This window comes from Candidatus Dormiibacterota bacterium (assembly GCA_035544955.1).
GTDB lineage: Bacteria > Chloroflexota > Dormibacteria > CF-121 > CF-121 > CF-13.
In genome coordinates, this window is sequence record DASZZN010000040.1 from 49,788 (window position 1) to 59,943 (window position 10,156).

The window sequence follows — 10,156 nt, forward strand, 5'->3', positions numbered from 1 at the left end:
TGCAGGTTCATGCCTTGATCCGGTACCCGACTCCCCTTACCGTCTGGATCAACTGGTGCTGCTCATCGCCAAGCTTTTGCCGGAGATAGCGAATGTAAACCTCGACGTTGTTCGCGTCGCCGAAGAAGTTATAACCCCAGACCTGATCGAGAATGCGATCCCGGGGCAGGACCTGGTTCGGATGCATCATCAGCAGTCGCAAGAGGTCGAACTCGCGAGCCGATAGATCGATGGCACGGCCGTCCCGTTTGACTTCGCGCGTCGTCTCATCCATCGTGACGTCCTGTACCTGAAGTTGCGGACCGGCATTCGGATTCCGGCGTCGCATGACGGCGCGGATCCGCGCGAGCAGTTCACCGAAGTCGAACGGCTTGACCAGGTAATCGTCGGCACCGACCTCGAGCCCCTTGATCCGATCCTGGACCTCGTCCTTGGCGGACAGGATGATGACACCGGTGTCCTTGTTGCCACGGATCGCTTCGGCGACGGCCAGGCCGTCCAGCTTCGGCATCATGATGTCGAGCACCACCACGTGCGGCCTGAACTCACTAATCATGCGCAGGGCCGCCTGCCCATCCGGTGCGGTCTGTACCTGGAAACCCTCGTACTGCAAGCCGAGACGGATGAAGTCGACGATGCTCCGCTCGTCATCGACGACCAGCACCCGCGGGCTGCGTGAGGCCGAAGGCTCCGGGGCGGTTTCTGCCATTTCGAGTCTCAATATAACGGCAGTTTTAGCGAAATCCCATCTTCTCGCCGGCTTCTCAGCCGGCTTTAAGGGAGGGTGTTGAGGGAGTCCTTGAGTAAGCTCTTTCGGTGCAGCCGGGTGACGCGCCTCAGCGCCCAACGGTAGGTCGCCGGCGCTCCTGGCTCATACCGTTGCTGGTGGGCGGCTACCTGGCGGCGGTGACGCTCTTCATGGTCTTCGTCCTCCACCTTTCCGTTTCGCCCGAACGCTTCCTCCTCCTGATGTTGATCGCTGCGCTGATTCTGGGCCGGGCCAAACTGTTTCTCGCGGACTGGATCCCATTTCTCGTGCTGTTCCTGTCCTACGAGTACCTGCGCGGCTTGGGCGGCAAGCTCGGCATGCCAATCCACGACGTCACCTCGCTCGAGCGGCTGGTCAGCTTCGGGCAGGTGCCGACGCTGGTCCTGCAGCAGGCCTTCTACCATGCGGGCCACCTGAGCTGGTACGACATCGCCGCCACGATGTTCTATTTCCTGCACTTTGCATTTCCGCTCGGGCTCGGCTATCTCTTCTGGGTCGTCGACCGGCGGACCTTCTTACGATTCTCCAGGGCCTTGATCGCAATGTCGTTCGCCGCGTTCGTCTTCTATTTGTTGCTACCGGTCGCGCCGCCCTGGAAGGCGCTGCCCACCGTCGTCAAGATCATCGACCACACGCTGCCGAGCTTCACCGACATCCCGGGCATCCCGGTACCCGCCACCGTCTACCACTGGCTGACCCCCAACCAGTACGCCGCCATGCCGTCGCTGCACGCGGCCTACCCGCTGCTGGGTACGCTCTTCGCGCTACGGCTCTGGGGCCGCCGCGCCTGGCCGGCGCTGCTTTACACGGCGTGCGTCTGGCTGAGCATCGTGTACCTCGGCGAGCACTACGTCGTCGACATCATCGGTGCCATCATCTTTGCGTTCGCCGCGTTCTTCGGCGAGGACTGGTTCACCCAGTTCTGGCGGCGACGGCGATCCCAGCGCGAAGACGCGCAGCTGGTTACGAGTGCCAGATCTTCTTCATGATCGCGCGCGCCAGCTTGTCGGGATCGTGATGGGTTGAGATCCGTGGATTGACGACGTCGACCAGCACGGCGTGGATGCTGCGCTGGCTCACCGTCGCCGGATCGTAGACCACGCGCCTGATGCCCGCCGCCTGCGCCGAAGGCGGAAGGGTGAAGTTGTTGTTGCTGTTGACCACGACGAAGTCGAAGATGTTGGTGCCCAGGTGGCTCTCGATCGCCTTCAGGTGATCGCTCACGCGGAAGGCATCGGTTTCGCCCGGCTGGGTGGCGACATTGCAGACGAAAACCTTGATCGCCGGTGAGGCCTTGAGCGCTTCGGCCATCCCGTCGACGACGAGGTTGGGCAGGATGCTGGTGTAGAGGCTGCCCGGGCCGATGATGATCATCTCGGCGTTGAGGATCGCCTCCTCGGCCTCCGGGTTGATGGTGGGCTCCGGCTGGAGAAAGACTCGTTTGATGGCGGTCGCCACCGCGACGTTACCGTCGCCATCGCCATTAGGGTGGGGGATGCTCGACTCGCCAACCCGGGTCTGGCCGTCGGCCATCTCGGCGATCAGCGTGACGTCGCGCAAAGTCGATGGCACGATCTGTCCCCGGACGGCGAGAACGCGCCCGGACTCGCGAATCGCGTGCTCGAAGTCTCCGGTGATCTCGGCCATCGCCATGATGAAGAGGTTGCCGAAGGAGTGCCCGTTGAGGCTGCCCTCCTTGAATCGGTGCTGAAAGAGCGTCGTCATCAGCGGTTCGACGTCGGCCAGCGCGGTGATGCACTGCCGGAAGTCGCCGGGGGGCAGGATCCGGTACTCGGCGCGCAGCTTGCCGGAGCTGCCGCCGTCATCCGCCACGGTCACGATCGCGGTCAGGTTGCCGGTGTACTTCTTCAGCCCGCGAAGCATGGTGGAGAGGCCCGTCCCGCCTCCCAGCGCGACCACGCGCGGCCCCTTTTGCAGGAAGCGGTAGTTGTAAATGATCTCGGAGAGCGCCCGATCCCGGCCGGGCAGGAAGGGGCCAAGGACCGACTGGGTCAGCTTGTACAACGCGTAGCCGACGAGGCCAAAGCCGAGAAGTCCGAAGAGCACGGCTCGGTAACCACGAGGGATGAACTGGAGGGTCAGCGGGCCGACGAACTGGGGGAAGTGACCGTACTGGTAAAAGTCACGCAGAAGGTAGCCGATCCCGAGGCTGATGATGACCAGGCCGACAGTCAAAAGGACCAGCCATCGCTTGACGTGGAGGCCGGGGGTGAACCAGCGCACCACCCGGGGGTTCATACGTATGGGGGCCACCGGCGCCCCAAGCTTAGCACAGCATTTTTTGAACTCAATTGCGGCCCATTTCGTTACATCCATTGGACCCTATCCGGGTCGGCGGAAGCGGGCATATAATCCAGTCAGGGTCGCCGAGCGCGAATTCGGACCCAGTTCAAAGCTAGCCGCTTCGCAGGCACAAAGGAGGTCGTCTGTCGATGGCGATCAAGGCAGAAGGCGTCACGCGCGCGACTGAAGCCCGGCGGAAGGAGCAGGCGCAGTACTGGGTCTACCTCGACGGCGAGATCAAGCGCTACGCCGACGCGCGACTGGGCCTGATGACCCATGCCCTGCACTACGGCACGGGGGTCTTCGAGGGCATCCGCGGCTACTGGAGCGCGGAACACGAGCAGCTCTTTCTCCTCAAGCTGCGGGAGCACTACCGCCGGATGCAGAACTCCGTGAAGGTGCTCAAGCTCGCGATCCCGATCAGCCTGGATGAGCTGTGCACCACCAGCATCGAGCTCATCAAGCGCAACAACTTCCGGCAGGACGTGTACATTCGACCGATCGCCTTCAAGAGCTCCGAAGAGATCGGCGTCCGTCTCCATAACCTCAAGGATTCGTTCGCTATTTACGTCAGCCCCTTCGGAAATTACGTCGACATCGAGCGCGGCATTCGCTGCATGGTGTCGAGCTGGCGGCGCATCGACGACAATGCGGCACCTGCCAGGTCCAAGATCACCGGCATCTACGTCAACTCCGCGCTCGCCAAGACCGAGGCCATGGAAAACGGTTTCGACGAGGCGATCATGCTGACCCACGAAGGCCATGTCTGCGAAGGCAGCGCCGAGAACATCTTCCTGATCCGCGACGGCAAGGTGTTTACACCGCCCACCTCGGACAACATCCTGGAAGGGCTGACCCGGCTCGCCATGATCGAGCTGCTGCGCGCCGAGCTCGACCTGGAGGTGGTGGAGCGCTCCATCGACCGCTCGGAGCTCTACATCGCCGATGAGATCTTCCTGTGCGGCACCGGCGCACAGATCTCGCCGGTGGTCGATGTCGACCGGCGGCCGATCGGCGATGGCCAGGTGGGACCGGTGGTCGACCGGCTGCAGAAGCTCTATTTCGAGATCGTGCGGGGCCGCAGCGCCAAGTACCGTCACTGGTTGACGCCCGTCTACTGACCGCCGCCGCACGCCTGCCGGCGATGGGCTGATGCGCATCGTCATCGCACCCAACGCGTTTAAGGGTTCGCTCTCCGCACTCGACGCCGCGCAGGCGATTGCCGAGGGCGTCCGGGCCGCCGCTCCAGACGCGGATATCGCGCTGGTTCCGATTGCGGACGGTGGTGACGGCACCGTCGATGCACTGGTCGCCGCGACCCGCGGAGAGCGCCGCACCCTCGGGGTTCGCGGACCGCTGGGTGATCCCGTGGACGCCGACTACGGACTGATCGACGGCGGATCGACCGCGGTGATCGAAATGGCGAAGGCGGCCGGTCTGGCGTTGGTGCCGCCAGGGAAACGCGACCCGCGGATCACGACCACCTACGGCGTCGGGGAGCTGTTGCAACATGCCTACGACGCGGGCGCCCGCCACGTCATCGTCGGCATCGGCGGCAGCGCCACCAACGACGGCGGTGCCGGTATGGCGCAGGCGCTCGGCTATCACCTCCTCGCCGAGAACGGCCACGAGCTTCCTCCGGGCGGCCTGGCGCTGAAAGGCTTGGCGCGGATCCACGTGGGAGGCGTGCACGCCAACTGGAAGGAGGCCGAGGTCGAGGTCGCCTGCGACGTCACGAACCCGCTGACGGGACCCGGCGGGGCGAGCGCCGTTTACGGCCCGCAGAAGGGGGCGACGCCGGAGATGGTGGCCGAGCTCGACGCCGCGCTACAGCATTTCGCCGAGATCATTCGGCGCGATTTGGGTGTCGACGTCGAACGGCTGCCGGGTGCCGGCGCGGCCGGCGGCCTGGGTGCCGGGCTGGTCGCCTTCACCGGAGCACGGCTCCGGCCGGGCGCCGAGATGGTGATGGAGGCGCTGCGCCTGGACGAGCGGCTCGCCGGCGCCCAGTTGGTGATCACCGGCGAGGGCCGCCTCGATTCACAAACCGCGCGCTTCGGCAAGGGGCCCGCCGCGGTGGCTCGTCACGCCCGTCAGGCGGGCATCCCGGTGCTCGCCCTGGGTGGCAGCATCGCGGATGAGGCGGAGCTGCGGCTCCTGTTCGATGGGCTGGAGGCGACCATCGTCGAGCCCGGCACCACCGATGAGGCGATCGCCCAGGCGAGGCCGCTGCTGGTGCGAGCGTCGACGCGGATGATGCGGCTGCTACTGACCGGCCGCCGCCTGGTCTGAACGCGCGCCGCCTTGTAACATCGGCCTATGCCGCACCGGCACGATGACGAGTACGTTCACCGCCACGATTTTGGTGCGGATTCGCATGTCCACCGGCTCGTCGAGGTGGTCGAGCACGCGCATGGGGCACATGGTCAAGACCCCCACGGTCACACCCACATCATCATGACCGACCGGTCCGAGCGGGCCAACGGTGACGCAGACCATCGACATCGGCTGAGGGAACCCTTTGAGCACGACCACCCGTCGAAGCCTCCCCGGCACCGCCACCGGCTCGGCGATCTCGAGCATGAGGTCGCCGACCGCCACTGGCACCCGGTCGAAATCACGGAGATCGAGCTGGTGATAGAGCCACGCAAGCCGCAGGGCCGTCAGCGAAAGTAGCGGGGGTCGCCCCAAGTCGCGTGGTGCTGGCCGGTCTGGCGTTGCTGGCGGCCGTCGCGATCGGTGCTGCTGTTTGGGTGGCTGCCTCACGGCATGCAGCGGACAGCCTGGATCCGGCGATCACCGCGAGTCTCCTGAGCCAGGGCATCACCCTTAGCGCACCGTCGACAACCAGCGTCCCAACCACGAGAGATCAGGCAATCGCGATTGCCTTGAAAGACTCCCCGAACCGCACGACGGTTAGCGGGGCGGTCCTCGCTAAAGTTCTTTTTCAGCCTAACCCGGCTTTCAATTGCACGTGCTGGGTCGTATCCTGGCTCATTGGGACCGGGGTGCCTCCTCCCGGCGGACCTGTGGGCCTCAAGCCTTCACGTAGCCAGTTTCAGTCCTGGATGCGTTACCACGTGACATTCATCGACGCGCAGTCAGGCAAGTATGAGTCTGCCCTCGAGAGCTACTTTCCGGTTCAACCGTCGCCGAAATAACTGGCCTATTGCACGTCGAACTCGTTGCCTTCGGGATCGAACATGTTGGCGAAGTATTCGCCTCGCTCGTCGATCGTCCGTGACTGGCGAGCGCCGAGCCGCACCAGCCGGTCGACCTCCGCATCGACTCGGCGGCGTCGCTCATCGGCCGGCGCCGTTCTGGGTCCGCCGACGTTCAAGTCGAGGTGGACCCGGTTCTTGACGACTTTGCCCTCCGGTACCCGCTGAAAGAAGATGCGCGGACCGACCCCATCGGGGTCGACCACCGCGCTGGCCGAGGTCCAATCGCTCTCTGGGATCCCTTGCGCCTTCAGGAAGTCCGGCCATGAGGCAAAGCCCGCCGGCGGGTCTTGCTTCTTGTAGTGCAGCGCGGCGGCCCAGAAGGTGGCGAGTTTGTCGGGGTCCGCGCAATCTAAAACGATCTGAACGCTGCTGGCCACGCCGCTAAATATATCTAGTGCTTGCGGTAGCCGCCCTGTACGCGCCCGTCCATGAAGGAAATCTTCGGATGGCGCACCTTCGAGGTGAGGCGGCGAGTCACGACCGCGGTGTTGAGCTGCACCACCACGTCGTTGCGCTGCAGGTGGGGCGGGTTCGGGAACCGTTCCGAACACGCCGGGCACGAATCGAGGTGTTGGGCGACCATCTTGCGCTGCTCGCGGCGGAGCGTGCCGGGCGGGAAGTTGTCGAGCAGGTAGGCGATGGTCGGGCAGCGCGTCTCTTCCGTCTGGGCCTTCCCCTCCATGAAGAGAAATTCCTCCTTAAAGCGGCGGCGGGCCCGGTGCAACAGGGTTTCGACCGCACTCTCGGAGACCCGCATCTTGCGTGCGATGTTCGCATAGCTCAAGCCTTGCAGCTCGCGGAGCGTCAGCACCAGCCGGTACTTCTCGGGTAACCGCCGGGCCACCGACCAGACGGCGTCGCGCAGCTCACTGATCTCCAGCGCGACCTCAGGACTCTTCCGGGCGTCGCCATCTGGCACCTGCAGCACCGAGTCCTCGTTTTCTTCGTCGTCGATCTCCTGCGCCTCGGGGAACTTCTTACGCCGCCGGAGCTCGTCGTAGCAAAGGTTGGTGGCGATCCGATGGATCCAGGCGGAGAAGTTGAAACTGTCGTTGATGCGATGGATGGTGCGGAGGATCTGGAAGAAGGTCTCCTGGGTCAGGTCCTCAGCCAGCTGCCGGTCTCGCAGCAGCCGGAAGGTCAGGCCGTAGATGGCCTTGTGGTAGCGCTTGAACAGAGTGTCGAAGGCGGCGACATCGCCGCCAAGATAGTCGCGAATCAGATCGAGGTCCGAGGGTCCCTTGGCAACTCGTGTCACTACCCTCTATACCGCCCGGACTCGGCAAAATCCGTCATCGACGTGAAGTCCACCCACCGAGTCGCGGGGCGAATCATAGCACCCGTTCTTGCGCACCTTGCACGACTCTCCGGTGCAATTTCCAACTTTGTCACACGGCCGCGATCTTTTCGCAGGAGTTCTGCAATCGGCTCGTTATAATGCCGCTGACGTCCACATCACGAGGGCCACAAATGGGCAGTCCGGGGGCCGGAAAAGCCACCACCGTCACCATCACCATCCGATTTCTTGACGATGAGATCATGGAAGGCAAGGTTGCCACCATCAGCTTGGACCAGCCCAATCTCGAGCTGGAGATGCTCGATCAGGCCAGCAACAACGAGCGCGCACTCATCCCGCTGCCCTCGATCAAACGCATTGCCCTCGGAAGTGGAGCACCGACCGCCGCGGAGCAGGCACGTGCCGAACAGAAGGTGGCGATCCGCTTCCAGGATGGCGAGGTCCTCAAGGGTTACCTCGACGGCGAGCTCCTGCATGCCACCTACGGCGTCACCATGCGGCTGATGGCCGCGGAGAAGGATCGCATCGAGACGTTGGGCATCCCCTATACCGCCCTCAAGGCGCTCTTCTACTTGAAATCGTGGGACACGCGGCCGCCAGAGTTCGACGGTGAGGAAGACCTGCATCTGAACAAGCGGCTTTCGTCGCCTCTCGTGGACCTGATCTCGGACATGGGTCAGCTGGACAAGCTCCGCAAGCGCGGAGCCATCACGGAGAGCGAATTCCAGCGAAAGCGCCGCAAGATCCTCGATAACATCTAACAGGCGGCCCTTCTCACACCGGCGGCCGCGTAAAGCCGCGGTCGTTGCCTTGGCGCTGCTGCCACTCGTGGGAGGCTGCAGTTCGCTGCCGTCGGTGCACGGGATTTCGCTGGGCTCGCCCACGCCACCAGCCTCGCAGTATCAGGCCGAACCCGCGCGGCATGAGGGTGGCACGCTGGTGGTGGGGGACTGGGAGAGCCCAACCAATTTCTCACCACTCTTCAACGAAGAAGTTCCGGCCGCACAGGTGGACGCTCTGCTGTACGCCGGCTTGGTGCGGCTCGATCCCAATCTGCAACCGGTGCCCGACCTCGTCGAGCGCGTGCCGACGCTGGACAACGGCGACGTGACCTGGAACCGGGGCGCCGGCACGATGGACGTCACCTACCGGCTGCGTCCCGGATTGCGCTGGTCGGATGGCCAGCCGCTGACCGCGGACGACGTCGCCTTCACCTGGCGGCTGATCGTCAACCCCAAGGTGCAGGGTGTCCTCTCACCCGACGGCTACGCGGCGATCTCGCGAATCGATATCCACGACCTGCAGCGATTTACGCTTCATTTCGATCGTGTCTACCCCAAGTTTCTGAACCTGTTTCCGGCGGTGTTACCGCAGCATCGCCTATCCGGGATCGCCCCGGGCCAGCTGGCCGGGGACCCCTTCTGGGCGCGCCCCGACGTCGTCAGCGGTCCGTTCAAGATCTCCGAACTCGTCCCGGACGACCACATCACACTGTTGCGCAACGATGCCTGGTCCCAGGGACGAGGGGGGCGCCGCGTACACCTCGACGGCATCGTGTACAAGATCTACCCGGAGGCGGGACAACTGCTCGATGCGGCGCGCGCCGGACAGGTCTCGATGGCCCTCGAGCTGCCGGACGACCAGCTCGCCACGCTGGCGAACACCGGCTCGATGACCGTGCAGCGCCGGTCGCAGCTGGCCTACGAGCAGGTCACCTTCAACCAGACGGACCCCAATCCCCTGACTGGGCAGCCGCCTCTCTGGAAAAACGATCCGGTGCTCCTCCAGGCGCTGCGCACCGCGATCGACCGTCCCGCCATCGTCAAGAAATTTTTCGCCGACCGGGCACGGCTCGCGGAGTCGCCGATCCCCAGCGTGTTGGCGTCTTTCCACGATCCCGATGTGTCGCTGGCCTACAACCTGGCCGCCGCCACCAAACTGCTCGACGGCGACGGCTGGGCCGTTGGATCGGACGGGATTCGCAGCAAGAATGGGCGGCGATTGAGCTTTCACATCGTGACCGCGCTGGGCAGCCCGCTGCGCAGCGCCGTCCGGGATGAGCTGGTTGTGGAGTGGCGAAAGGTCGGCGCCGAGGTGATCGCGACTGAGGCTCACCCCAGCGAGTTGTTCAGCGGCTACGCGCAGGGCGGCCTGCTGGAACGCGGTCAGTTCGAAGCGGGACTGTGGACCTGGAGCATCGGCCCCGACCCCGACGGCGTCTACCCACTCGAGCACTCCTCGCAGATCCCCACCGACCAGAACCAGGGGCAGGGATCGAACTTCGGCCGCTTCAACAATCCCGATCTCGATCGCAATCTTGACAAGGGACGCATGTCGCTCGTCACCGTCGAACGGGCGCGCTCTTATGCGGCGTTCGAGCGCGCCTACGCTCGCCTGGGCTTCGAACTTCCGCTCTTCGAGCGCGTGCTCGTCGTGCTCTCAAGCCCCCATCTGCACAATCTCGCGCCCAACGCCGCGCCAGACACCACGCTGTGGAACGCGGCGGACTGGTGGATCGACTGAAGCGGGGGTGTTAGACAACCTTAGAAAAGGTGGGGTTTC

At 64.3% G+C, this 10,156-nt stretch carries 10 protein-coding genes; 5 read left to right on the plus strand and 5 right to left on the minus strand.

The genetic code is table 11. The annotated features are described in order from the left end of the window. Window positions 1-7: 7 nt before the first annotated feature. On the minus strand, window positions 8-709 hold the full coding sequence (locus VHK65_14650) for a response regulator transcription factor (GenBank protein HVS07383.1): 702 nt from the start codon (window positions 707-709) through the stop codon (window positions 8-10). Between the two features lie 107 nt (window positions 710-816). Here VHK65_14650 and VHK65_14655 point away from each other — a divergent pair, with 107 nt between their 5' ends. Beyond that, window positions 817-1,758 (plus strand): phosphatase PAP2 family protein, encoded by a 942-nt coding sequence (locus tag VHK65_14655; GenBank protein HVS07384.1) that lies wholly within the window; start codon window positions 817-819, stop codon window positions 1,756-1,758. Here the strand turns inward: VHK65_14655 and VHK65_14660 are convergent. After that, a complete protein-coding gene (locus tag VHK65_14660) occupies window positions 1,733-3,043 on the minus strand; it encodes a gluconeogenesis factor YvcK family protein (GenBank protein ID HVS07385.1) in 1,311 nt (436 codons plus the stop codon). The two genes, VHK65_14655 and VHK65_14660, sit on opposite strands and share 26 nt — an antisense overlap. A 179-nt stretch (window positions 3,044-3,222) precedes the next feature. Between VHK65_14660 and VHK65_14665 the strand changes: the two genes are divergently transcribed. Together VHK65_14665 and VHK65_14670 are read left to right on the plus strand one after the other, a co-directional pair. Beyond that, window positions 3,223-4,194, plus strand: coding sequence for a branched-chain amino acid transaminase (locus tag VHK65_14665; protein ID HVS07386.1), 972 nt, complete (start codon window positions 3,223-3,225; stop codon window positions 4,192-4,194). A 31-nt stretch (window positions 4,195-4,225) separates the two neighbouring features. Then, complete coding sequence (locus tag VHK65_14670; GenBank protein HVS07387.1) at window positions 4,226-5,365, plus strand: glycerate kinase; 1,140 nt, start codon at window positions 4,226-4,228, stop codon at window positions 5,363-5,365. Here the strand turns inward: VHK65_14670 and VHK65_14675 are convergent. The 3 genes from VHK65_14675 to VHK65_14685 all read right to left on the minus strand — a co-directional run bounded on the left by VHK65_14675 (window position 5,339) and on the right by VHK65_14685 (window position 7,555). Continuing rightward, the gene (locus VHK65_14675; protein HVS07388.1) at window positions 5,339-5,764 is read right to left on the minus strand and encodes a hypothetical protein; all 426 of its coding nucleotides are present in this window, start codon (window positions 5,762-5,764) and stop codon (window positions 5,339-5,341) included. The genes VHK65_14670 and VHK65_14675 overlap by 27 nt on opposite strands. Window positions 5,765-6,239: 475 nt before the next feature. Next, entirely contained in the window at window positions 6,240-6,674 is a 435-nt protein-coding gene (locus VHK65_14680; GenBank protein HVS07389.1) for a VOC family protein, read from the minus strand. Between the two features lie 14 nt (window positions 6,675-6,688). After that, the gene (locus VHK65_14685) at window positions 6,689-7,555 is read right to left on the minus strand and encodes an RNA polymerase sigma factor (protein ID HVS07390.1); all 867 of its coding nucleotides are present in this window, start codon (window positions 7,553-7,555) and stop codon (window positions 6,689-6,691) included. A 212-nt stretch (window positions 7,556-7,767) separates the two neighbouring features. Here VHK65_14685 and VHK65_14690 point away from each other — a divergent pair, with 212 nt between their 5' ends. Further along, on the plus strand, window positions 7,768-8,355 hold the full coding sequence (locus VHK65_14690) for an SHOCT domain-containing protein (GenBank protein HVS07391.1): 588 nt from the start codon (window positions 7,768-7,770) through the stop codon (window positions 8,353-8,355). A gap of 49 nt (window positions 8,356-8,404) precedes the next feature. Next, complete coding sequence (locus VHK65_14695) at window positions 8,405-10,117, plus strand: peptide ABC transporter substrate-binding protein (GenBank protein ID HVS07392.1); 1,713 nt, start codon at window positions 8,405-8,407, stop codon at window positions 10,115-10,117. The last annotated feature ends 39 nt before the right edge of the window (window positions 10,118-10,156 follow it).